The organism is Stutzerimonas sp. KH-1, assembly GCF_054483855.1.
In genome coordinates this window covers 1438034-1461068 of record NZ_CM137011.1, presented here as the reverse complement: position 1 = coordinate 1461068, position 23035 = coordinate 1438034, and the positions used below count along the sequence as shown (strand labels likewise).

General features: G+C 63.2%; 21 protein-coding genes and 1 tRNA gene. 13 read left to right on the top strand and 9 right to left on the bottom strand.

Features of this window, described 5'->3' with window-relative positions:
• Nucleotides 1-3 precede the first annotated feature (3 nt).
• Nucleotides 4-1617, bottom strand: a complete 1614-nt coding sequence (groL, locus tag ACX1DW_RS07050; protein WP_458993088.1) for a chaperonin GroEL — start codon at nt 1615-1617, stop codon at nt 4-6.
• Between the two features lie 153 nt (nt 1618-1770).
• Between groL and ACX1DW_RS07045 the strand changes: the two genes are divergently transcribed.
• On the top strand, nt 1771-2274 hold the full coding sequence (locus ACX1DW_RS07045) for a copper chaperone PCu(A)C (RefSeq protein ID WP_063542938.1): 504 nt from the start codon (nt 1771-1773) through the stop codon (nt 2272-2274).
• A gap of 43 nt (nt 2275-2317) precedes the next feature.
• Here ACX1DW_RS07045 and gorA read toward each other — a convergent pair whose 3' ends face one another.
• Nucleotides 2318-3676 (bottom strand): glutathione-disulfide reductase, encoded by a 1359-nt coding sequence (gorA, locus tag ACX1DW_RS07040; RefSeq protein ID WP_458993087.1) that lies wholly within the window; start codon nt 3674-3676, stop codon nt 2318-2320.
• Between the two features lie 71 nt (nt 3677-3747).
• Here gorA and ACX1DW_RS07035 point away from each other — a divergent pair, with 71 nt between their 5' ends.
• Nucleotides 3748-4170, top strand: coding sequence for a VOC family protein (locus tag ACX1DW_RS07035; RefSeq protein ID WP_133457152.1), 423 nt, complete (start codon nt 3748-3750; stop codon nt 4168-4170).
• 46 nt (nt 4171-4216) lie between these two features.
• Here the strand turns inward: ACX1DW_RS07035 and galU are convergent, their stop codons facing one another.
• Nucleotides 4217-5056, bottom strand: a complete 840-nt coding sequence (gene galU / locus ACX1DW_RS07030) for a UTP--glucose-1-phosphate uridylyltransferase GalU (protein ID WP_015277032.1) — start codon at nt 5054-5056, stop codon at nt 4217-4219.
• Between the two features lie 608 nt (nt 5057-5664).
• Here galU and ACX1DW_RS07025 point away from each other — a divergent pair.
• From ACX1DW_RS07025 to ACX1DW_RS06990, 8 genes are all read left to right on the top strand, one after another.
• On the top strand, nt 5665-7284 hold the full coding sequence (locus ACX1DW_RS07025; RefSeq protein ID WP_200593754.1) for a methyl-accepting chemotaxis protein: 1620 nt from the start codon (nt 5665-5667) through the stop codon (nt 7282-7284).
• Between the two features lie 220 nt (nt 7285-7504).
• On the top strand, nt 7505-8893 hold the full coding sequence (gene hemN, locus ACX1DW_RS07020) for an oxygen-independent coproporphyrinogen III oxidase (RefSeq protein WP_200593756.1): 1389 nt from the start codon (nt 7505-7507) through the stop codon (nt 8891-8893).
• 128 nt (nt 8894-9021) lie between these two features.
• Nucleotides 9022-10659 carry a VRR-NUC domain-containing protein gene (locus ACX1DW_RS07015; RefSeq protein WP_458993086.1) on the top strand — a complete coding sequence of 546 codons (1638 nt, stop codon included), beginning with the start codon at nt 9022-9024 and terminating at the stop codon, nt 10657-10659.
• On the top strand, nt 10656-12935 hold the full coding sequence (locus tag ACX1DW_RS07010) for a helicase C-terminal domain-containing protein (RefSeq protein WP_458993085.1): 2280 nt from the start codon (nt 10656-10658) through the stop codon (nt 12933-12935). Before ACX1DW_RS07015 ends, ACX1DW_RS07010 begins: the two co-directional genes overlap by 4 nt.
• An 89-nt stretch (nt 12936-13024) precedes the next feature.
• Nucleotides 13025-13111 (top strand) — tRNA-Leu (locus ACX1DW_RS07005).
• Nucleotides 13112-13335: 224 nt separating this feature from the next.
• A complete protein-coding gene (locus ACX1DW_RS07000) occupies nt 13336-13740 on the top strand; it encodes an antitoxin Xre-like helix-turn-helix domain-containing protein (protein WP_458993084.1) in 405 nt (134 codons plus the stop codon).
• Nucleotides 13740-14432, top strand: a complete 693-nt coding sequence (locus ACX1DW_RS06995; RefSeq protein ID WP_458993083.1) for an RES family NAD+ phosphorylase — start codon at nt 13740-13742, stop codon at nt 14430-14432. The genes ACX1DW_RS07000 and ACX1DW_RS06995 overlap by 1 nt, the downstream gene beginning before the upstream one ends.
• A 132-nt stretch (nt 14433-14564) precedes the next feature.
• A complete protein-coding gene (locus tag ACX1DW_RS06990) occupies nt 14565-14744 on the top strand; it encodes a hypothetical protein (protein WP_458993082.1) in 180 nt (59 codons plus the stop codon).
• Between the two features lie 82 nt (nt 14745-14826).
• Here ACX1DW_RS06990 and arsJ read toward each other — a convergent pair whose 3' ends face one another.
• The 6 genes from arsJ to ACX1DW_RS06960 form a co-directional block, all read right to left on the bottom strand.
• The gene (gene arsJ, locus ACX1DW_RS06985; protein ID WP_458993081.1) at nt 14827-16041 is read right to left on the bottom strand and encodes an organoarsenical effux MFS transporter ArsJ; all 1215 of its coding nucleotides are present in this window, start codon (nt 16039-16041) and stop codon (nt 14827-14829) included.
• Between the two features lie 112 nt (nt 16042-16153).
• On the bottom strand, nt 16154-17164 hold the full coding sequence (locus tag ACX1DW_RS06980; protein ID WP_458993080.1) for an ArsJ-associated glyceraldehyde-3-phosphate dehydrogenase: 1011 nt from the start codon (nt 17162-17164) through the stop codon (nt 16154-16156).
• Nucleotides 17165-17190: 26 nt separating this feature from the next.
• On the bottom strand, nt 17191-17517 hold the full coding sequence (locus ACX1DW_RS06975) for a YnfA family protein (protein ID WP_013982778.1): 327 nt from the start codon (nt 17515-17517) through the stop codon (nt 17191-17193).
• A gap of 10 nt (nt 17518-17527) precedes the next feature.
• Complete coding sequence (locus ACX1DW_RS06970) at nt 17528-18022, bottom strand: phosphatase domain-containing putative toxin (RefSeq protein WP_458993079.1); 495 nt, start codon at nt 18020-18022, stop codon at nt 17528-17530.
• 18 nt (nt 18023-18040) lie between these two features.
• Nucleotides 18041-18754: an arsenical resistance protein ArsH gene (gene arsH, locus ACX1DW_RS06965; protein WP_102841112.1), complete on the bottom strand. Its 714-nt coding sequence runs from the start codon at nt 18752-18754 to the stop codon at nt 18041-18043.
• Nucleotides 18755-18793: 39 nt separating this feature from the next.
• Complete coding sequence (locus ACX1DW_RS06960) at nt 18794-19150, bottom strand: metalloregulator ArsR/SmtB family transcription factor (protein WP_011913229.1); 357 nt, start codon at nt 19148-19150, stop codon at nt 18794-18796.
• Between the two features lie 218 nt (nt 19151-19368).
• Here ACX1DW_RS06960 and ACX1DW_RS06955 point away from each other — a divergent pair, with 218 nt between their 5' ends.
• The 3 genes from ACX1DW_RS06955 (at nt 19369) to ACX1DW_RS06945 (ending at nt 23028) form a co-directional block, all read left to right on the top strand.
• Nucleotides 19369-20442: an ArsO family NAD(P)H-dependent flavin-containing monooxygenase gene (locus tag ACX1DW_RS06955; RefSeq protein WP_458993078.1), complete on the top strand. Its 1074-nt coding sequence runs from the start codon at nt 19369-19371 to the stop codon at nt 20440-20442.
• Between the two features lie 48 nt (nt 20443-20490).
• On the top strand, nt 20491-21573 hold the full coding sequence (gene arsB / locus ACX1DW_RS06950) for an ACR3 family arsenite efflux transporter (RefSeq protein ID WP_458993077.1): 1083 nt from the start codon (nt 20491-20493) through the stop codon (nt 21571-21573).
• 78 nt (nt 21574-21651) lie between these two features.
• Nucleotides 21652-23028: a permease gene (locus ACX1DW_RS06945; RefSeq protein ID WP_458993076.1), complete on the top strand. Its 1377-nt coding sequence runs from the start codon at nt 21652-21654 to the stop codon at nt 23026-23028.
• Nucleotides 23029-23035 lie beyond the last annotated feature (7 nt).

The following is a 23035-nucleotide window of genomic DNA, read 5'->3' as shown; positions in this document are numbered from 1 at the left end:
CGATCACGTCGGCAGCGGCGGTTCATGGTCCTGCTTGTCCGGCACCTCGATCATCGTGGCTTCGGTCAGCAACAGCACGCTGGCAATCGAGACGGCGTTCTCCAGCGCCACCCGCACGACCTTGGTGGGATCGATGATGCCCGCTTCGTACATGTCGACATAACGGTTCGCAGCCGCATCGAAGCCGATATCGCCAGGTTCAGCCAGCAGACGAGCGACCACCACGCCATCATCCACGGCGGAATTGTCGGCGATCGTGCGTACCGGGGCCTCCAGGGCCCGCCGCAATATCTGCAGCCCGGTTCGCTCATCACCCTCGGCCTTGGCTTCCTCTGCGCTGAGCGCCGGGACGCCGCGTAGCAGCGCGAGCCCGCCACCCGGCACGATGCCCTCGGACATGGCCGCCTTGGTCGCGGAAATGGCGTCATCGAGGGCATCCTTGCGGGCCTTCATTTCCGACTCGGTCGGTGCACCGACGCGGATTACCGCAACCCCGCCGGACAGCTTCGCCAGGCGCTCCTGCAGCTTGTCGCGATCGTAGTCGCTGGTGGTCTTTTCAATCTGCGTGCGGATCTGCTGCATGCGCGCATCGATTGCCGAGCGGTCGCCCGCGCCGCCAATCAGCGTCGTATGCTCGCGATCGACCACCACGCGCTGGACGTGACCGAGCTGCTCGATCGCGACCTGTTCCAGGGCAATACCGAGATCAGCCGACACCACTTGCGCATCAGTGAGCACCGCGATGTCCTGGATCATGTCCTTGCGTCGGTCACCGAAGCCGGGCGCCTTCACGGCCACCACCCGCAACACCCCGCGGATATGGTTGACGATCAGCGTCGCCAGCGCCTCACCTTCGATGTCCTCGGCGATCAGCAGCAACGGCCGACCGCTTTTGGCGATGGTTTCCAGCAGGGGTATGAGGTCCTTGAGCAGTCCGACCTTCTGCTCGCAGAGAAGCACGAACGCGTCTTCCAGCACGGCCTCCATCTTCTCGCTGTCGGTGATGAAGTACGGCGAAACGTAGCCGCGATCGAACTGCATACCTTCGACCACGTCGAGTACGGTCTCGGTGGTCTTGGATTCCTCGACGGTGATGACGCCCTCGTTCCCGACCCGTTCCATGGCATCGGCCACCAGCTCGCCGGTCTCCGGGTCGTTGTGTGCGGAGATGGCAGCGATCTGCGCCTTTTCCTTGCGTGTCCTGATTTCACGAGACTGCCGATGGAGCGATTCGACCGTCACGCGCAGCCCCCTGTCGAGCCCGCGCTTGATGTCGATGGCACTGGCGCCCGCCACGACGTTGCGAATGCCCTCGGTGAGGATGGCATGAGCCAGAACCGTCGCCGTGCTGGTGCCATCGCCCACGGCATCGCCTGTCCGCTCGGCTGCCTGACGCAGCATTTGTGCACCCAGGTTTTCCTCGGGGTCTTCGAGCTTGACCAGTTTGGCGATCGTGACACCGTCGTTGCACACTCTCGGCGCACCATAGACGCTCTGGATCAGAACCGATTTCGATTTTGGGCCGAGGGTGATGCGGATCGCCTCGGCGAGTTGGTTGGCGCCGTGCAGCACTTTTTCGCGAGCGGCGCTACGAAACAGAAGCTTGGTATGGCTCATCGAACGCATCCTCCTGGGCATTGCCAGCAGCATTGTTCAGAGTAGGTGCGCCGTGTTTGATCGGAATCAACGTCCGGTCAGTACGGGAGAACTGCCGGGTCGCACCAAGCGGCGTAATATGGCGCTTCTCTCAACCGGAACTGGAGTATTCACATGCTGCTTCGCTTACTGGCCGCAGGCGCCTTGACCGTGCTCTGCCAGCCTGCCTTCGCGCAGGATCACCACCACGATCACGCCCCGACGCAAGCAGCCCCCAGCGAGCTGGTGGTCAGCCAGGCCTGGTCGCGGGCGATGCCCCCCAGCGCACCCACGGGCGCGGTGTACTTCGTGCTGGAGAATCGTGGCGAACGAGCGCACAAGCTGGTCGGCGCGCAGACTCCGCGGGCCGGGAAAACCGAGCTGCATACCCATGTCCATCAGGGCGACATGATGAAGATGCAGCAGATTCCGTCGGTCGAGGTGCCGGCCGCGGGCAAGGTGGAATTCAAGCCCGGTGGCAACCATGTGATGCTGTTCGGACTCAAGCAACCGCTGGTGGCCGGCGAGAGCTTCCCGATCACGCTGCAGTTCGAAAACGGCAGCGAGCTCACCGCCGAGGTCAGCATCGAGGAAGACGCCCCGGTCAGTGGCGGCTCGGCATCAGGCCATCACCACTGACCGTCGGCCAAGGGCATGCGACTGACCATGCCCTTGGCCCGCTTCAGACAGCGGCAGGCGTACGCATGGTGACGAATTCTTCCGCTGCGGTCGGGTGGATGCCCATGGTGTCATCGAACACCTGCTTGGTGGCGCCAGCCTTCAGCGCCACGGCCAACCCCTGCATGATCTCCCCAGCCTCCGGCCCGGCCATGTGGCAGCCAAGCACGCGGTCGGTTTCGGCGTCCACCACCAGCTTCATCAGGCTTCTTTCCAGGCTGTCTGTCATGGTCAGCTTCATCGGTCTGAAGCGGCTCTCGAAGATGGTGGCCTTGTAGCCCTGCTCACGGGCTTCTTCCTCGGTCAGCCCCACGGTTGCCATGTTCGGCAGGCTGAACACGGCTGTCGGGATGGTGGAGTAATCGACCTTGCGGTACTGCTCGGGCTTGAACAGTCGACGGGCGACCGCCATGCCTTCGGCAAGCGCAACCGGGGTCAGCTGTACGCGACCGATCACGTCGCCGATCGCCAGGATCGAAGACACCGAGGTGCGGTACTCGTCATCCACTGCGATGAAGCCGCGCGCATCCAGCGCCACGCCGGCTGTTTCGAGGCCCAGGCCTTCGATCATCGGGCGGCGGCCGGTGGCGTAGAAGATGCAGTCCGCTTCCAGGGTACGGCCGTCTTCCAGGGTGGCAAGCAGGCTGCCGTCGGCCAGCTTGTCGATATGGACGATGTCGGCGTTGAACTGCAGGTCCACGCCCTTCTTGATCATCTCGTCTTTCAGATGGTCGCGTAGCGAGCCATCGAAGCCGCGCAGGAACAGCTCCCCACGGTAGAGCAGCTTGGTGTCGGCGCCACAGCCGTGGAAGATCGAGGCGAACTCGACCGCGATATAGCCGCCGCCCACCACCAATACCCGACGCGGCAAGGCATCCAGATAGAAGGCTTCGTTGGAGGTGATGGCGTGCTCACGACCCGGAATCTCCGGTACGTGCGGCCAGCCGCCGGTGGCGATCAGAATGTGCTCGGCGCTGTAGCGCTTGCCGTCGACTTCGACGGTATGCGCATCGACCAGCCGCGCATGTGCCTGCAGCAGGGTCACGCCGCTGTCCACCAGGATGCTGCGATAGATGCCGTTCAGGCGCTGAATCTCGCGATCCTTGTTGGCGATCAGGGTCTTCCAGTCGAAGGTTGCGCCGTCGATGGTCCAGCCATAGCCCTGAGCCTGGCCGAAGTCCTCGGCATAATGCGCGCCGTAGACCAGCAGTTTCTTTGGCACGCAGCCGACGTTGACACAGGTACCGCCCAGGTAACGGCTTTCGGCGACCGCTACTCTTGCACCGAAACCAGCCGCGAAGCGCGCCGCCCGAACGCCACCGGAACCTGCGCCGATGACGAATAGATCGAAGTCGTAAGCCATGTAGAGTTGTCTCCTTGTCTAGCGAACAGCATAACCCAGGCTTCTGACCCGAATCACCGAAGGAGTGCCGCATGCGCCCTACCCTGACTCACCTGGCTCTGCATGTGCCCGATCTGGACGCTTGCATTGCGTTCTACGCACGCTTTTGTGGCATGCGGGTGTTCCACGAGCGGCCCGGCAAAGGGTCGCGCATCGTCTGGATGGCGGAGCCCGGCAAGGAGCGCGAGTTCATCTTCGTGATCATGCCTGGCGGCGCGGATCGCGCGTTGGCTGCGAACGACTACAGCCATTTCGGCTTCGCGATGGCCAGTCGAGAGGAGGTCGATGCGGTCGCCGAGCTGGCGCGCGAGGACGGTTGCCTGATCTGGGAACCGCGCGACGAGCCGTACCCGGTGGGTTACTACTGCGGCGTGCGCGACCCCGCGGGCAACTATGTCGAATTCAGCTATGGGCAGCCGCTTGGACCGGGTGCCGAGGATATGCCGGAGCCTTGAAGCAGGCCCGGAAGTGACTGGGCCACCCTGAGGTGGCCCAATTGCTTCAGAACGCCTTACCGGTAAGGTAGAAGTGTTCATAACAGAAGTTGGTCGCCGCGATGTAGCCCTCGGCGCTACCGCAGTCGAAGCGCTGGCCCTTGAACTTGTACGCCAGCACGCAACCGTCCTGAGCCTGGCGCATCAGCGCGTCGGTGATCTGGATCTCGCCGCCCTTGCCCGGCTCGGTCTGTTCGATCAGATCGAAGATGTCCGGGGTCAGGATGTAGCGGCCGATGATCGCCATGTTGGAAGGCGCATCTTCAGGCTTGGGCTTCTCGACCATGTGGCTGACGCGGTAGATGTCGTCGCGGATCATCTCGCCGGCGATCACACCGTACTTGCTGGTCTCTTCCGGCGGCACTTCCTGGATGGCAACGATCGAGCAGCGGAACTGGTTGTAGAGCTTGACCATCTGCGCCAGGACCGGATCGCCATCGAGATTGATGCACAGGTCGTCGGCCAGGACCACGGCGAACGGCTCGTCACCGATCAGCGGACGGCCGCTGAGAATTGCATGCCCCAGCCCTTTCATCTCCACCTGGCGGGTATAGGAGAAGCTGCATTCGTCGATCAGGCGGCGAATACCGACCAGGTACTTTTCCTTGTCGGTGTTGCGAATCTGATGCTCTAGCTCGTAGCTGATATCGAAATGATCTTCCAACGAGCGCTTGCCGCGCCCGGTGACGATCGCGATCTGGTTCAGCCCCGCCGCCAGTGCCTCTTCAACCCCGTACTGAATCAGGGGTTTGTTCACCACCGGCAGCATTTCCTTGGGCATGGCTTTGGTTGCAGGAAGAAAACGTGTGCCATATCCGGCAGCGGGAAAAAGGCATTTCTTGATCATGTGAGTCCTTGAAATAAAGGTTCCAGTCGATGCACTGCCATCGAGAACAGCAGCTGCCTTGCGGTGTTGCCCGGCCATGCCGGCGTAGAGCCTACGACCATCGTTTTCCATGGGGGTTCGCAGCGAACACGTCTGCTAATGCAGATAGTGTGCCTGCGCTACGCGGGGTCACTTCGCCGTCTCGGCGGCGGCCACGCTAATGGCGGTCTGACATTCTGTAAAGTCACCGGATAGTGTTTTTTTCACGCCTCCTTTCGCGCCCGTCGTCGCGGTCATACAACTCCTATATGCATAGCTGTCGCTCATTACACTTTTGTAGCAGTCATCAGCGTAACCAGGCAGTTCGACTCATGACCTGAGTCAGGGAAATGTGCAATTGCACCGTTGTCGGTCGGCCGTTTCGCTCGCTCGTGCCGGAAAAAGCAATACCATAGTCGCGCCCTGTAATGGCGCATAGCTATTACCCACCTCGGATCTTCAAGAATCCCGGTAAGTCGCCGATACGAGCTTCAGATTGCTCAGTTCGTTGCTGCGTCGTCGTGGGAAATCAATAAAACAATAGTGCAGTGGCAGCTACCTTCCGCGTGGCAGTAGTACTAAGGAAAACCATGAACAACTCCGCCCCTCGACAAATGTCCGTGCAGACAAAGATCAACCTGGCGCTGGTGCTGGTGCTGGTGGCAATCATGTCTGCCTCGCTGTTCTTCTCTGCCAGTACCGAAAAGCGCCTGGTGCTCCAGGTTGTCGAGCAGCAGACCAAGGATGCCGCCGACTCCTATTTCGATAGCATCAACACCATGATGCTCACCGGCACCATGGCGCAGCGTGAAGTGCTGCGGAACAAGATCCTCGCGCGTCCTGGCGTCATCGATGCCCGCATCATCCGCGGCGATGAGGTCACCAAGGTATTCGGGCCGGGATATGACCACCAGGCGCCTGTCGATGCCCTGGACCGCCGCGCCTTGGGCGGCGAGGAGATCATCGAGGTCAACGAGCAGAACGGCGGCCGTGTGCTGACGGTGATCAACCCGATCCTGGCGCATGCCGACTACCGGGGCACCAACTGCCTGACCTGCCACCAGGTCGGCGAGAACACGGTAATGGGCGCAGTGCGCATCAGCTACGACCTCAAGGCACTCGACCAGGAAGTGGATCGCAACATCATGATCAGCGGCGGGATTCAGCTGCTCCTGCTGTTCATTGGCGTGGTGGTGATGTGCCTGACCGTGCGCCACGTAATCATTCGCCGCATCACTGCCATGCGCCACACCATGAATACCATGGCCGAGGATGAAGACCTCAGCCGCAGCGTCGAAGTGGGTGCGAAGGACGAAATCGGCGCGATGGGCGATGCCTTCAACCGCATGATCGGCAAGTTCCGCCATAGCCTTGAGGCTGTCGCGGGCGTTACCCACCAGCTCAGTGATGTCTCCGGGCGGGTCTCCCATGTGGCAGAGAAAACCCTGGCCGCCGTCAACGAGCAGCGCAACGAAACCGACATGGTCGCCTCGGCGATGAATGAAATGAGCGCAACGGTTCAGGAGGTCGCGCGCAACGCCAGTCAGACCGCAAGCGCGTCCACCGGAGCGGATACCGAGTCCAAGGCCGGCGTGAAGGTGGCGACCGAAGCGCTCGACGGTATCGAAGTGCTGATCGCCGAGATCGAGAAGGCTGCTCAGGTAATCCAGCGCGTCGAGAGCGACAGCGCCAGTATCGACATGGTGCTCGGCGTGATCAACGGCATCGCCGAGCAGACCAACCTGCTGGCGCTGAACGCCGCGATCGAAGCTGCCCGCGCCGGCGAGCAGGGCCGTGGCTTCGCGGTGGTGGCTGACGAGGTGCGCACCCTCGCCTCGCGCACGCAGAAGTCCACCGAGGAAATCCAGGCGATGATCGAACAGCTGCAAGGCGGCGTGCGCAATGCCGTACAGGCAATGAAGGAAGCGCAGCTGCGCGCGCGCTCCGGCTCGGAATGCGTCGAGAAGGCTGCACAGAGCCTGGGCGTGATCGCCGACGAAGTGGGTACCATCAACGAGATGAACACCCAGATCGCCACAGCCGCCGAACAACAGAGCGCTGTCGCCGAAGAGATCAATCGCAACATCACCACCATCAGCCGCATCGCCGACACCACGTCGGCCGACGCGACGCAGACCTCGGAGATCAGCGAAGAGCTGGTGCGCCTGGCCACCGAACTGAATCGTCTGGTCGGCCAGTTCAAGCTCTGAACACGAGCGCGAGGCTGGCCATGGCCTCGCTCCATTGGCGCCTGTTATTCCGGACCCGCCGAACGGCGAGGTCCGGGACGCTATTCTTGATCTGAGACAGTCGGCGCGCAGGCGCGAATCGTCCATAATCCGCGCCCATGATCTGCCTGAGCCGGACACACCCGAGGGTGACACCGCGTTCCGCACCGACTCCGAATTCAACCCTTAGGTGAAACGAACAATGGACCAACTGCCGAGCTTCAACCGGGCCCTGGTCGAGAAATACGACCGTCCCGGTCCGCGCTACACGTCCTACCCCACTGCCCCGCAGTTCCATCAGGCCTTCGCCGAGGACGACTACCGCGCTGCCGCCGCGCGTAGCAACCAGGCGCAGCCGCCCAAGCCGCTGTCGGTGTACATCCACATCCCGTTCTGCAAGAGCCTGTGCTACTACTGCGCCTGCAACAAGATCATCACCCACAAGACCGAGCGCGCCGTCGAGTACCTCGAGTACCTCAAGCGCGAGATCGCCATGCAGGGTGCGCTGTTCGACCGCTCGCGCAAGCTGACCCAGCTGCACCTGGGCGGTGGCACACCGACCTATTTCACCAGCGAACAGCTGGCCGACCTGATGGCGAGCCTGCATCAGGCGTTCAACATGGATGACAGCGACAGCCACGAGTTCTCCCTTGAGGTGGACCCGCGCACCGTCACCCCGGAGCAGATCCACGGCCTGCGCAAGCTCGGCTTCAACCGCCTGAGCTTCGGTGTGCAGGACTTCGACGAGCAGGTGCAGATCGCAGTCAACCGCATCCAGACCGAAGAGCAGACCCGCGAACTGGTCCAGGCCGCCCGTGATGCCCGCTTCAAGTCGGTCAGCGTCGACCTGATCTACGGCCTGCCCCTGCAGACCGTCGCCAGCTTCGATGCCACGCTGAGCAAGATCATCGACATCCGCCCGGACCGCATCGCCGCGTACAGCTACGCGCACCTGCCGGATCTGGTGCGCGCGCAGAAGCTGATTCGCCCCGAGGACATGCCGCCGCCCGAGCGCAAACTGGAACTGCTGGAGCTGACCATTCAGCGCCTGACCGCGGCTGGCTACGTCTACATCGGCATGGACCACTTCTCGCTACCCGAGGACGAGCTGACCCTGGCCCGCGCCAACGGCACCCTGCAGCGCAACTTCCAGGGCTACTCCACCCATGCCGACTGCGACCTGATCGGGCTGGGCATTTCCTCCATCGGCAAGGTCGCCGACAGCTACAGCCAGAACGTCAAGGAGCTCTCGCAGTACTACGCGCGACTGAACGACGGCATGCTGCCGGTGCACCGTGGTTACAAGCTGAGCGACGACGATCGGCTGCGCCGCGACGTGATCGTCTCGTTGATGTGCCATGGGCGTATCGATTACCGGCAGATCGAGCAGAAGCACGGCGTCGACTTCCGCAGCTATTTCGCCGACTCGCTGGCCAAACTGGCCGAGCCGGTCGCCGATGGTCTGGTGGAGCTGCGCGACGATGCGCTGATTCTGCTGCCGCAGGGCCAGCTGATGATGCGCAACGTCGCCATGGCCTTCGATGCCTATCTCGGTGGCGAGCAACGCGGACGCTTCTCGCGCACGGTCTGATTCGCGTCCGGGGCGGCACCCACGCCGCCCCTTCCGCTGATCACCGGCCATTGCCAAATACCGCTCGAACTGTATAAATAGCCAGCTTTCGAGCGGGCCGCCCGCGCCCCAGTTTTACCGGATGTGCGATGCGTCAGGCCCTGGAAAACCCCTTCTACTATCTCGACAACTTTCAGCAGGTTATGGCCTGGGTGGACCAGCATCATGGCGACCTGCTGGACGACGCCGAACGCGCCTTCATCAGGCGTTTCGCTCTGTTGCCGCAGGCGTCTCAGGCATTGCTGGTGCGCATGGTGATGCGCAAGGGCGCGCTGTTCCGGGCCAGCAAACTGCACTACGGGGAGATCGGCTGTCCACGTCGGGCGGCAGCGCCATTGATCGAGCAGGGCTGGATCGATGCCGAGCGTGAGCTGACGCTGGAACAGCTGTTCGGCCTGCTGACCAAGGGCGAACTGCTGCAGCTGTTCGGCATCACGAACTCGGCCGGCCTGCGCAAGGCCGAGCTGTTCGAAAGGCTGCGCGCCGACCATGACCTGGCCAAGCCCTTCGGGCAATGGTGGTCGGGCTCCGAGGACGCGGTTTACAGCCTGTGCATCGACGAACTCTGCGAGCGGCTGCGCCTGCTGTTCTTCGGCAATATCCATCAGGACTGGTCGGAGTTCGTGCTGGCTGATCTGGGCGTTTATCGCTACGAGCAGGTGTCCTTTTCCCCCGCCTCACGAGCGTTCAGTTCGCGTGCCGAGCTGGACGCCTACCTGCATCTGCATCGCTGTCGCGAGCGCTTCGATGCCGGCGAGCCGCTGGCGGAGATCCTGGCGGCTGTACCGGCCGCGCCGTTCGGCAATGCCTGGCTGGAAAGCCGCCGCGGCAAACTGCTGCTGCGCATCGGCCAGCAGTTCGAACGGCTCGGCGAGCTCGACGAGGCCTTGCGCGTGCACGCGTCCAACGGCTATCCCGGTGCGCGTGAGCGGGCTATTCGTGTATTGGAGCGCGGCGGCCAGCCAGCGGCCGCGCTGGATCTGTTGCTTCAGGCCCGGGCCGCGCCGGAAAGCGAACATGAAGTGCAGCAGCTGCAGCGCATCCTGCCACGTCTGCAACGCAGCCTGGGCATCCCGACCGAACGTGCTCGCAGCCGCAAGCCGGAACAGCTCGATCTGGTCCTGCCGAGGCCTACCTGCAGCGTCGAGCAGGCGGTGCGCGAGCATCTGACGAGGCCGGATGCGCCGGTGTATTACGTGGAGAACGCCCTGGTCGGCTCGCTGTTCGGCCTGCTCTGCTGGGACGCGATCTTCGCGCCGTTGCCGGGCGCGTTCTTTCACCCGTTCCACTGGGCGCCGGCCGACCTGAACCGCGCGGACTTCCACCAGCGCCGCGCCGATCTGTTCGCCGCCTGCCTGGCCTGCCTCGACAGCGATGACTACCGTGACTGCATCTGGCGCACCTTCCAGGCGAAACTCGGCATCCATAACGCGTTCGTCGCCTGGGGCCTGCTCGACGAACAACTGTTGGCGCAGGCACTGGACTGCATTCCCGCCGCGCACCTGAAGCTGCTGTTCCAGCGCATCCTGGTGGACATCACTGGCAATCGCACCGGCCTGCCGGACCTGATCCAGCTGTGGCCGGAAGCGCGCCGCTATCGCATGATCGAAGTGAAGGGCCCGGGCGATCGCCTGCAGGACAACCAGAAGCGCTGGATCGACTACGCCCATCAGCACGGTTTGCCCATTGCGGTTTGCCATGTCCAGTGGGCCGAGGCCATGGCGTGAGCTATCGGGTCGCAGTGCGCGCGCTCTGCGAATTCACCGCCAAGGTCGGCGATCTGGATCTGCGCTTCACGCCCTCGCCCACCGCGCTGGAAGGCATCGCCGGGCACGCCCAGGTCACCGCTAGGCGTGGCGACGGCTACGAGCGCGAGGTCGCCCTGGAGGGGCAATACGGGCAACTGAGCGTGCGCGGCCGTGCCGATGGCTACGACCCGGCGCGCAATCGCCTGGAAGAGATCAAGACCTTTCGCGGCGACCTGGAACGCCAGCCCGCCAATCATCGCCAGTTGCACTGGGCGCAGGCGAAGATCTATGGCTGGCTGCTGTGTCAGACACGCGGGCTCGATGAACTCGAACTGGCACTGGTCTATTTCGACGTCACCAGCCACAAGGAAACGCTGTTCGTCGAGCGTCACACCGCAGCACAGCTGCGCGTGTTCTTCGAGACCCAGTGTCAGGCGTTCATCGACTGGGCCGCACAGGAAATGGCCCACCGCGCTGCGCGCGACCAGGCACTTTCCGCCCTGCGCTTTCCCCACGACGACTTTCGCACCGGCCAGCGGCAACTGGCCGAGGCGGTGTACAAGGCTGCCTGCACGAGCACCACGCTTATGGCGCAGGCGCCTACCGGAATCGGCAAGACGCTTGGCACCCTGTTCCCGCAGCTCAAGGCATTTCCGGGGCAGCGGCTGGACAAGCTGTTCTTTCTCGCCGCCAAGACGTCCGGTCGACGCCTGGCGCTGGATGCGCTGCAGACGCTGCAACGCAACGCCAACCATGGACTGCGGGTACTGGAGCTGGTGGCGCGCGAAAAGACCTGCGAACACCCGGACAAGGCCTGTCATGGCGAATCCTGCCCGCTCGCCCGCGGCTTCTACGACCGCCTGCCCGCGGCGCGGGCCGCCGCGCTGGGGCAGGTCCAGCTCGACCAAGCCGCCCTGCGCGAAGTGGCGCTTGCCCATCAGGTCTGTCCCTATTACCTCAGCCAGGAGCTGGCACGCTGGGCGGACGTGGTGGTCGGTGACTACAACTACTACTTCGATAGCAGCGCCCTCCTCCACGGGCTGGCGCTGGCCAACGACTGGCGCATCTGCCTGCTGGTGGACGAGGCGCACAACCTGATCGACCGGGCACGTGGCATGTATAGCGCCGAGCTCGATCAGCGTGCCTTCGCCGGCCTCGCCAGCCAGGCGCCAGCACCCTTGAAACGGCCGCTGGGGCGCGTGCAGCGCTGCTGGAACGACCTGCATCGCGAGCAGCTGGCGGACTACCAGGTGCAACCGGAGTTGCCGCTCAAGCTGCTGGGCGCGCTGCAACAGGCGGTCAGCGCCATCACCGACTATCTGGGCGAGCAACCCGCAGGGCTGGATGCGGAACTGCAACGGGCCTATTTCGACGCCATGCATTTCTGCCGTGTCGCCGAGCTGTTCGGTGAACACTCGCTGTTCGACATCAGCCTGTTGCCGGCGACTGCTCGCAACAAGGCCCGTCGTTCGATCCTTTGCCTGCGCAATGTGGTTCCCGCCCCCTTTCTGGCTCCCCGCCTGGCGCAGGCGCGTTCCAGCGTGCTGTTCTCCGCCACGTTGAGCCCGCGCAGATTCCATGCCGACATGCTGGGCCTGCCCGCCGCCAGCGCCTGGATCGATGTCGAGTCGCCGTTCCAGAGCCGGCAGCTGCGGGTCTGCCTGGCTGAACATGTCTCGACCCGCTACCAGCATCGGCAGGCCTCGCTGGGCGCCGTGGTCGAACTGATCGCAAGTCAGTACCGCGAGCGTCCCGGCAACTACCTGGCCTTCTTCAGCAGCTTCGATTACCTGCAACAGGTCGCCGCGCTGCTGCGCGAGCAATGCCCGGACGTACCCTTCTGGGAGCAGACCCGCGGCATGCAGGAAGCGGCGCGCAATGCCTTTCTCGATCGCTTTACCGAACACAGCGAAGGAATCGGTTTCGCTGTGCTTGGCGGCGCATTCGCCGAAGGTATCGACCTGCCTGGCCGCCGCCTGATCGGTGCATTCGTCGCGACCCTTGGCCTGCCGCAGGTCAACCCGGTCAACGAACAATTCAAGATACGGCTCGACGAGCTGTTCGGGCGCGGCCACGGGTACGACTACACCTATCTCTACCCTGGTTTGCAAAAGGTCGTGCAGGCCGCCGGCCGAGTGATCCGCACACAGCAGGACGAGGGCGTCGTGCATCTGATCGACGACCGTTTTGGCCGTCCGCAGGTGCGTCGCCTGTTGCCCGGGTGGTGGGCCTTGTCTGGCAGTTCTGGTGGCTGAACGCCGGTCGTTCGGGTTGCGTGGGCGTCGGAGGCTGGTTATAGTCCTGCGCCGCCGATTCCCCATCGGCGCGCTGCGACGCAGCCTCCGCCCGGATGGCGAAATTGGTATACGCAAGAGACTTAAAATCTCTCATCCGAAAGGGTATGCGGGTTCGACCCCCGCTCCGGGCACCAAACTTCCGTTGGTTCCAGCAACTGGCGCCGGCGCAGCCCATTCGAATATCCCTCCTATATATCCCATCAGCCGCTCAAAGATCGGATGCGCTCGATTGTGCGTACTTCAAGCCCTTCACGTTTGTTGGGCGTTAAGTTGCGGACAATATCGGCGCCTCTATAAATCTGTAGAATGAATTTGTGCTAATCTGTATCTACAGAAACAAACTGTCGGAACCATTGCCATGTCAGCCACCCTTCAAGTAGCCGCTTTTTCCAAGGATCAATGCACAACTGGATTGCGCGCTGCGGTGAATATTCTGGACAAATGGCAGGCCACGACTGAACAGGCCTGCCGAATTCTGCGTATCTCCCGCAGCACTCATGCGCGCGCCAAGTTGCGTAATGCCGACTGGTCGGTGAGCCTGGATCCGGATCAGATGCAGCGCATCAGTTTCATCCTCAATATCCACGCCGCGCTGCGACTGATCTTCGATAATCCGAAGAACACCTACGGTTTCCCTGGAATGCCCAATCACAACGAGTTCTTCAACGGCCGTTCACCGCTGGCGATCATGGCGCAGGGCGACATGATTTCGCTGTACGAGACATTTCGGCGGATCGACAGCCTGCGGGGCGCGCAGTGGTAGTGCCGAAGCGGCTGCCGGTTCGGCCGCCGGCGAAGCTGCAGGCGTATCGATTGGTGAACTCGAAGTTTCCGCCCATCGAGCTGTTCGATGACGTGGCCGACGCCGATGAGTTCGACATGCTTTATCAGCTCCAGGCTCTGACGAACCCGCGCCTGCACAACGAGACTGGCCGACTCGAGCTGATTCCCCGCGGCGAGATCCCGTTCGGCATTCCCGGCTGCTCCTATGCCACCGCTCCGTTCACCCATGTGAATCCCTCAGGCTCGCGTTTCAGCGATGGCAGTTACGGCGTGCTCTACCTGGCCGACAGCATGGAAACGGCCCTGGCCGAAGTGCGCCATCACCAACAACTGTACTGGTCCGGCGTGGTGGGTCTGAACTTCGAGCGTTTCGTCTTTCGCGGATTGTCGTGCCAGTTCGACGAGGCAGGCCTGCTGGATGCCACGACCGTCGCGCTGACCGACCCGATCTATGATCCGAACGATTATTCCGCGGCGCGCCAGTTCGGTCGTCAGCTCCGGCAGGACGGCTTTGCAGGTCTGCGCTACCGCTCGGTGCGCAAGCCTGGCCAGCATTGCTGGGCGCTCATGACGCCGCGCAATGTGCTCTCCATTGTCCAGACCGCCCATTACGAGATGATCTGGAACGCCGGCATTACCAGTGTGAGCGCCATCGGCGAGGTTTCGCCGTAGGCCCACCCCGGCGCCGCTCGTCCGCACGCCCGTCACTGCCAACCAGCTGTAACAAACTCCGCGCATCCTTTGCTCAAGGACTCCCCATGGCGCACGGACGCTCCCCCGAACAGACGATGTGAGGACGCGACGATGAGCAAGCGATCACTCGAAGAACTGGTAACCCGTTCGGATATCAGCGCACTGCAGCCGATGGCGCATTGGCGTCGTGGTCGTCGCAGCGGGCAGGAAAAAGCAGGGCCGAACGATGCAGCGCTGATGCAGAGAGCCTCGGCAGACATTGGCATGCTAAGGACAGCCCCGTCTCACTGATCCGTTCAGGCAACGCCAATGGCGAGCGGAGCGAATCCTGCCGGTCTAGCGGGCAGGGCCGACCTCGCGAGCGCCCTGCTCTTCACCCGTGGTGCCGCGGTAACCACAGTGAGATCAGCGCAGCGAGCAGCACGAACAGCGACGACACCCACAGACACGCCTGCAGGCCGTAGGCCTGGAACACCCAGCCCGACAGCAGCGTGCCGACCAATCGACCCAGCGCGTTGGACATGTAGTAGAAGCCCACATCCAGCGAGACGCCGTCTTCCTTGGCGTAGCTGACGATCAAATAGCTGTGCAGCGACGAATTCACCGCGAATAGCACACCAAATAGCAGCAGCCCGCCGATCAGCACCCACTGCGGCGACGCAGCGCCCGCCAGCCCGACCGCAATGGCCGCAGGCAACGCGGCCAGCGACGCCGCCCACAGGAAAGCCGCGCGCCCATCCGGTACCTTGCCACTGCGTTTGCCGGTGATCGCCGGGGCGAACGACTGGACGATGCCATAACCGATGATCCAGCACGCGAGGAAGCCGCCGACCATCCAGAAGTTCCAGCCGAAAGCCGTGCTCAGGTAGACCGGCAAGGCCACCACGAACCACACGTCTCGCGCGCCAAACAGGAACAGGCGCGCCGCCGAGAGCACGTTGATCGCGCGACTCTTGGACAGAATGTCGCGGAACTTCGGCTTGGCCTTGGCCTTGCCGAGATCCTTCTTCAGCAGCACCAGGCTGGCCAGCCAGACCAGCGCCAGCACGGCAGCCATCGCCAGCACCGCGCCGGCGAATCCCAGCAGACTGAGCAGCGCGCCGCCGAGAAAGAACCCCACGCCCTTGAGCGCGTTCTTCGAGCCAGTGAGGATGGCGACCCACTTGTAGAGCGTGCCCTGCTGGCTGTCCGGCACTAGAAGCTTGATCGAGCTCTTGGCCGACATCTTGTTCAGGTCCTTGGCGATGCCGGACAGCGCCTGCGCGCCCATTACCCAGGGTACCGTCAGCCAGGCGGCCGGTACCGTGAGCATCAGCAGGGCCACGACCTGCAACGCCAAGCCGAGGTTCATCGTCCGGTTCAGGCCAAGCCGCGCGCCGAGGTAGCCGCCGACCAGATTGGTGACGACGCCGAATATTTCGTAGAACAGGAACAGGGCGGCGATCTGCAAGGGCGAGTAGCCCTGCGCATGGAAGTGCAGCACCACCAGCATGCGCAGCGCGCCGTCGGTGAGGGTGAAGGCCCAGTAGTTACCGGTTACCACCAGGTACTGGCGGACTTCCGGTGCGAGACGTTGCAGAGCATGCATGGCGGCGGCTCATAAATATGTACGGATCACTGATAAAGGCGCGAACCCGCTCGGCCCACCTCAGACGCCGGGCTGAATGGTGGGCTGAAGCCCACCCTACGGGATGTACGCCCTAGCAAATGTCAGCTAGCCCAACCTTGCGCGCCAGTTCCACGGTGCGGTTGGCGTAGCCCCACTCGTTGTCGTACCAGGCGTAGATCTTCACCTGCGTGCCGTTGACCACCATGGTCGACAGTGCATCGATGATCGAGGAGCGCGGGTCGGTGCGGTAGTCGATGGAAACCAGTGGTCGCTCCTCATAGCCGAGAATGCCCTTGAGCTCGCCCTCCGCTGCGGCCTGCAGCAACCGGTTCACCTCTGCGGCATCGGTGCTGCGCTCCACTTCGAACACGCAGTCGGTGAGCGAGGCATTGGCCAGCGGCACGCGCACGGCATGGCCGTTCAGCTTGCCGCGCAGCTCGGGGAATATCTCGGCGATCGCCGTGGCCGAGCCGGTGGTGGTTGGGATCAGGCTCATGCCCGAGGCGCGGGCGCGGCGCAGATCCTTGTGCGGCTGATCAAGAATGCTCTGCGTATTGGTCAGGTCATGGATGGTGGTGATCGAACCGTGGCGAATGCCGAGCTGCTCATGGATCACCTTGACCACCGGTGCCAGGCAGTTGGTGGTGCAGGACGCCGCGGTGACGATGCGGTGCTGCGCCGGATCGTACAGGCCGTCATTGACGCCCATGACGATGTTCAGCGCGCCCGCTTCCTTCACTGGCGCGCTGACCACCACGCGCTTGACCCCCTGCTCCAGATACTGCCGCAGCACCGCAACGCTCTTCATCTTGCCGCTCGCCTCGATGACAAGATCGCAGCCCGACCAATCGGTGTCGGCGATCGCCTTGTTGGCGCTGACCTTCACCCGCTGGCCGTTGATGACCAGGCAGTCGCCGTCGGCGCTCGCCTCGTGCTGCCAGCGGCCATGCACAGAGTCGAAATTGAGCAGATGCGCATGGGCGGCCGCATCGCCGGCCGGATCGTTGATCTGCACGAAATCCAGCTCCGGCCAATCCCAGGCCGCACGCAGGGCCAGGCGACCGATGCGGCCGAAACCGTTGATGCCTACTTTTATGCTCATGGATGACTCGCTCCTGAAAAGATGGATCAGAGATTGCGCGGCGCGAACATGATGATCGCCATGCCCAGCAACGCCACGGCGCAGCCGAGCAGGTCCCATCCGGTCGGGCGAACACCGTCGACCAGCCACAGCCAGACCAGTGCGACAGCGACGTAAACGCCACCGTAGGCGGCGTAGACTCGTCCGGCGGCGGTGGGGTGCAGTGACAGCAGCCAGGCGAACAGCGCCAGGGAAAGCGCCGCCGGAACCAGCAACCAGATACTCTTGCCTTGTTTCAGCCAGAGGTACGGCAGATAACAGCCGACGATCTCCGCTATCGCGGTAATGACGAACAAGCCGAGCGTATTCAGCATGAGAGGCCCGTCATGCGCCGAAGCGTTCGATCCAGCCGACATGCGCCGGATGCTGGATAGCCTTGGGGCGAAGCGCCTGGACGCAGGCGATGGCGGTCGCGCGCGGCACTTCGCGGTCGATCAGGATGCGTGCTGCGATCAGTCCGGTACGACCTGAACCACCCTTGCAGTGAATGGCGACGCGCTTGCCGGCATCCAGCAACTCATGGATCCGAGCTCCCGCCCCTTCCCAGGCCCGATCGAAGTCCGCCAGCGGCACCTGTTCGTCGGCCACCGGCAGGTGAAACCACTCGAGGTCGCGTTCGGCACAGAGTTGCGGCAGCTGGCTCGCGTCGTTACGGGCCAGCTCTTCGGCGGGCATCAAGGTGATCACTGCTTCGGCACCAGCCGCTTGTAGCGTGGTCAGCGCCTCGTCGAGGCTGCTGCCCTTGCTACCGGGACACGGCGTGAAGATCAGCTGACCGGCACAGCCGGGTACATCGAGGATGTCGTAGGGATGGGACACGCGGGCGATTCCTGGAAGTCAGATTGAGCGTTGATTGACGCGACGGGACAGCGCTTCGGCCGACTCCTTGCGTTCCGAATAACGGTCGACCAGGTAATCGGCGCGACCGCGTACCAGCAGGGTGAACTTGATCAACTCCTCCATCACATCCACCACGCGGTCGTAATAAGCCGAGGGCTTCATCCGCCCTGCCTCGTCGAACTCGAGATAGGCCTTGGCCACTGAGGACTGGTTGGGGATGGTGAGCATGCGCATCCAGCGACCCAGCACGCGCATCTGATTGAGCGCATTGAATGACTGCGAACCGCCGCTGACTTGCATGATCGCCAGCGTCTTGCCCTGAGTCGGGCGCAGCGCGCCCATGGCCAGCGGCACCCAGTCGATTTGCGCCTTGAACACCGCGCTCATCGAGCCATGCCGCTCCGGCGAGCACCACACCTGCCCCTCCGACCACTGCATCAGCTCGCGCAGTTCCTGCACCTTCGGATGGCTGTCAGGTGCATCGTCCGGCAGTGGTAGTCCTGCCGGATGAAAGATGCGCGTCTCGGCACCGAAACGCTCCAGCAGCCGCGCCGCTTCCTGTACCAGCAAGCGACTGTAGGAGCGCTCCCGGTTGGAGCCATAGAGCAGCAGAATGCGCGGCTTGTGCGCAGGCCCGTCTGGGAGGCCCAGCTTGGCGAGATCCGGCAGATCGAGCAGCGCTGGATCGATGTTGGGTAGGTCGTCGTGCATGGGGTAATCCTGAAAGTTGTCGCGAGTGAACGATGCGATTCAGCCACACACCGTCGCCCGCTCGGGACGATTGCGCATGCGCTCCAGACGCTGCACGTTGTCGCTCAGCCAGTTCTTGTTGGCAGCCAGAATCGGTTGCAGCATGTCCGTGACCCAGTCAGGCAGATGCGGATGGAGACGGTAATACACCCACTGGCCCTGACGGCGATCTTCCAGCATGCCGCAGCTGCGCAGCATCGCCAGGTGACGGGAAATTTTCGGCTGGCTTTCATCCAGCGCGCAGGTCAGCTCGCACACGCACAACTCGCCTTCGCGGGCGATGAGCAAGGCGATGCGCACGCGAGTCTCGTCCGCCAGGCATTTGAATACGGTGGTAGGTGTCAGGTGCTCGATCACGAAAATACCCTTCTGACGCTTGCCGATCGGTTGATGATCGCGAAACGTATGCGTCGGCGAATATATTGCTTAACGCATATGCGAGTAAAGCGCAGGTTACTCGCTCAGGTACTGAAGGCAGCCCCTGGCGTGGCGAATTTGCTCGGCGTAATGCAATCCGCGTATATTCCCAAGATCGTATATAAGGCGAACCGAATGTCTTGGATGAGAGTCTGCTGATGTCAGCCCCCCATGTGCTCGATGTGATCATCATCGGCGCCGGGCAGTCGGCCCTGGCGACCGCGTACTTCATGCGGCGTACGGCGCTTTCCTACCTGCTGCTGGACGATCAACCCGCCCCGGGTGGCGCCTGGCTCCACGCCTGGAATTCGTTGAGGCTGTTCTCACCGGCGGCCTGGAGTTCGATCGCCGGCTGGCCGATGCCCACCCCCGTCGAACCGGGCAATCCGTCGCGCGACGATGTGATCGACTACCTGCAACGCTACGAGACCCGCTACAGCTTTCCCATTCAGCGCCCGGTTCATGTCGATGCGATCAGGCGCGTAGACGATCTATGGCAGGTTCAGGCCGGCGATCGGCGCTGGCTGGCCCGGGCAGTAATCAGTGCGACCGGCACCTGGAGCAAGCCTTTCATTCCGGACTATCCGGGGCGCGAGGCGTTCCAAGGGCTGCAATTGCATTCAGCGTACTACCGGGACCCTGCGCCCTTCTCCGGCAAGCGCGTGATGGTGGTCGGCGGCGGCAATTCAGCCGCGCAGATCCTGGCGGAACTCTCGAAGGTCGGCGAAACCATATGGGTCACGCAGGACCCGCCGGCATTCCTTCCCGATGAGGTCGATGGTCGCGTGCTGTTCGAGCGTGCGACCGCGCGCTGGAAGGCCCAGCAGGAGGGCCGCAGCATCGATGACCTGCCCGGAGGCTTCGGCGATATCGTCATGGTGCCCTCGGTGCTCGACGCGCGGGAACGTGGCGTGCTGGTAGCGCAACCGCCGTTTGTGCGCTTGCACGAAACTGCCGTCGAATGGGCGGACGGCCGTCAGACTCGCCTCGATGCAGTGGTCTGGTGCACCGGCTTTCGCCCGGCGCTCGATCATCTTCACCCGTGCGGGCTGGTGGAGGCCGACGGCAAGGTGCAGGTCGCAGGGACCCGAGCCTTGAAACAGCCCAATCTCTGGCTGGTCGGCTACGGAGAGTGGACCGGCACGGCATCTGCCACGCTGATCGGCGTCACGCGCAGCGCCCGAAGTACGGTCGACGAAGTGGCCGAAGCGCTGTCCGCACAATCCCGCTAGCGCGCCGACATAACCCACCACCTACAGAAAGAAAAGGTACGGTTCCAGATGTCCACTCAATGCGAAGTGACCAGCAAGCAGACCGGGGCGCCACTGGGCTTCTTCGAGCGTTACCTCACCCTCTGGGTATTCCTCTGCATCATTGCCGGCACGCTGCTCGGGCTTGGCATGCCCGCGGCGGCACAGGCCGTGGGCGCCCTGGAAGTGGCCCACGTGAACATCCCGGTCGGCCTGCTGATCTGGGTGATGATCATCCCCATGCTGATGAAGATCGACTTCTCTGCCCTGCGGGAGGTCTACGCGCAGCGGGCGAGCATGGGCATCACGCTTTTCGTCAACTGGGCCATCAAGCCGTTCACCATGGCGCTGCTGGGCTGGCTGTTCATCAAACAGGTCTTCGCGCCCTGGCTGCCGGTCGCCGAACTGGACAGTTACATGGCCGGCTTGATCCTGCTGGGCGCGGCGCCCTGCACCGCAATGGTCTTCGTATGGAGCAACCTCTGTAACGGCAACGCCAACTTCACCCTGACCCAGGTCGCACTGAACGACGTGGTGATGGTGTTCGCCTTCGCCCCGATCGTCGCGCTGCTGCTCGGTGTGTCTTCGATTCCAGTGCCCTGGGACACGCTGCTGCTCTCGGTAGTGATGTACATCGTCATCCCGCTGGCGATCGCCCAGATAATTCGCGCACGCCTGCTCAAGCGCGGCGAAGAGGAATTCCAGGCCGCCCTGGCAAGAGTGCAGCCATTCTCCATCGTTGCGCTGCTGGCCACCCTGGTGCTGTTGTTCTCCTTCCAGGGCGAGGCCATCGTCGACCAGCCGCTGATCATCGCCATGCTGGCCGTGCCCATCCTGCTGCAAACCCTGCTGATCGCCGGGCTGGGCTATTGGCTCAATCGCCGCTTCCAGGTGCGCCACGATGTGGCAGGGCCGTCGGCCATGATCGGTGCCTCGAATTTCTTCGAGCTGGCGGTGGCCGTCGCCATCGTGCTCTACGGCTTCAATTCCGGTGCCGCACTGGCCACGGTGGTCGGCGTGCTGATCGAGGTGCCGGTGATGCTCTGGCTGGTGCGCAGCGTCAATCGCAGCCGCGACTGGTACAACCGCGCGCTGACGGCTAACCGAACATAGCCCTGCACTTGACGCGGATCAGCCTCGCCGCACGCCAGCCAACTACCATGGTCGTGACTACCCAGCAGGACCATGATCATGGACAGCTCCGCGCCCGAGCGATCGGCTCCTTCGGCTAACGCCTCCCCTTCACTGTGGAAACACCTGGCGCGTTTCTGGCGCGACCGCCCTGGCGAGGCCAAGGTGCTGCTTGGCATGTCTGCCGCATTTCTACTGATCTTCTTTCTGCCGCTGGGGCAGCCTCGCTTCGAGAATGCCGTACTCGAAGGCCTTCGCCTGACCCAGTGGTACGCCCGCGAGCATGTCATCCTTTGCCTGCTGCCGGCCTTCGTCATCGCTGGTGCGATGGCCGTCTATATCAGCCAGGGCGCGGTTATGAAGCACCTCGGCCCGGCCTCGCCCAAGCCGATCGCCTTCGGCGTGGCCTCGGTCGCCGGCACGCTGCTGGCGGTGTGTTCCTGTACCGTACTGCCGCTATTCGGCGGCATCTACAAGCGCGGGGCTGGGCTCGGCGCAGCCATCGCCTTTCTCTACTCGGGGCCGGCGATCAACGTCATGGCCATCGTGGTGACGGCCAAGGTGCTTGGCGCCGAGATGGGTATCGCCCGAGCTGTCGGTGCCATCCTCTTTGCCCTGGTCATCGGCGCGATCATGCACCTGCTCTACCGTCACGAAGAAGCTGCCCGCGCCGCCAAGGGCGCCCGCGGTTTCACCGCCGACGACAGCAGCCATCCGCTCGGCGACATCGTCGCCCTGTTCAGCCTGATGATCGGCATCCTGGTGTTCGCCAACTGGGCCAGGGCGGAAAGCCCGGCATGGATGCTCGTTTACGCCTGGAAGTGGCCGATCACCGCAGCGCTCGCCATCCTGCTGGCGGCGCTGTTGGTACGCCGTTGGCGCTGGTCGCTAAAACCGCTGCTGGTCGTCGCCGGATTGGTCGCTGCAAGCGTCCTGCTCCGGCCCGAATGGCCGGAACTGGCGATGGTCATCGGTATCGGCGGGCTGATGCTGCAGGCCAGCCGTGAGAACGCTGCCGGACAGGAGTGGGTCGGGCAGAGCTGGGACTTCACCAAACAGATCATGCCGCTGCTGCTGGGTGGTGTGATGGTCGCCGGCATGCTGCTCGGCCGTCCCGGTCATGAAGGGTTGATCCCCAGTCAATGGGTGGTCTGGGCAGTGGGTGACAACAGCTTCGCCTCTACGCTCGTCGCTTCACTGCTGGGCGCTTTCATGTACTTTTCCACGCTGACGGAAGTGCCTATCGTCGAAGGCCTTCTTGGCGCTGGCATGGGCAAGGGCCCGGCGTTGGCGATACTGCTCGCCGGCCCTGCGCTGTCCCTGCCGAACATGCTGGTGATTCGTACGGTGCTGGGCACCCAAAAGACGCTGGTGTACTGCACGCTGGTCGTGGTCATGGCCACGCTTAGCGGTTATCTCTATGGCCAACTGATGTGAGGACGAT